This is a genomic window from Actinoallomurus acaciae (assembly GCF_042429965.1).
Classification (GTDB): Bacteria; Actinomycetota; Actinomycetes; order Streptosporangiales; family Streptosporangiaceae; genus Actinoallomurus; species Actinoallomurus acaciae.
This window is the reverse complement of sequence record NZ_JBHLZP010001195.1, coordinates 1-826: the sequence shown is the minus strand read 5'-3', so window position 1 is coordinate 826 and position 826 is coordinate 1. Positions and strand designations below refer to the sequence as shown.

Here is an 826-nt window from a genome sequence, read left to right as displayed (position 1 = left end):
GCTCACTCTGGTGGCCCGGCTGGCGCTGCGCGACCTGCGCCATCGTCGTGCCGAGGCGGTCCTGCTGCTCATCGCCATCGCGGCGACGACCACCACACTCACTCTGGGCCTGGCCGTACGCGGCGTCGCCGACCGGCCCTGGGAACGTACCCGCGCCGCCACCGCCGGTCCGGACGCGGTGGCGACCGCGGATCGCGCGGCCTCGCTCGCGCCGCTCGCGCACGCGTCCGGAGTGACCGCGTCGGCCGGTCCGTACCCGGTCGCCTCCGCCGGGATCCGCGTCCGCGACTTCGGCGTCGACGCCTCCGTGCAGGGCCGGGACACCGCTCCGGGAGCGGTCGACCGCCCCCGGGTCACCGCCGGGTCGTGGGTGCGGCGCGGGGGAGCGGTGGTCGAACGCGCCTTCGCCGATGCCCTGCGCGTACGGCCGGGCGAGGAGATCACGATCTCCGGGCACCGTTTCCGCGTCGCCGGGATCGCGGTCAGCGCGGGGCGCGTCCCGTACCCGTCCTCCACGCCGGGCCTGATCTGGGTCACCCGGGCGGACCTGAAGCGGATCGGCCCGGCGACGTCGCAGGTGATGCCGCTGCGGCTGGCCGACCCGGCGGCCGCCCCGGGCTTCGCCGCGGCCCACCGGGGCGTCCGCTCCTGGCAGGACATGGGCGCCTACGCGACCGCGGAACTGCATCTCGTCGACGGCGCCCTGCTCACCGGCACCTGGGCGCTCGCGCTCCTCGGCGTCGCCTGCGTTGCCGTGCTGGTCGGCGGACGCCTCGCCGACCAGACCAGGCGCGTCGGCCTGCTCAAGGCGGTCGGGGCCTCACCC

The 826-nt window shown here is 77.0% G+C and carries 1 protein-coding gene; it reads left to right on the top strand.

Features of this window, described 5'->3' with window-relative positions:
- Positions 1 to 826 (top strand): ABC transporter permease (locus tag ACFFNX_RS51585; protein ID WP_378213840.1); only part of this gene is annotated, 826 nt, incomplete at both ends.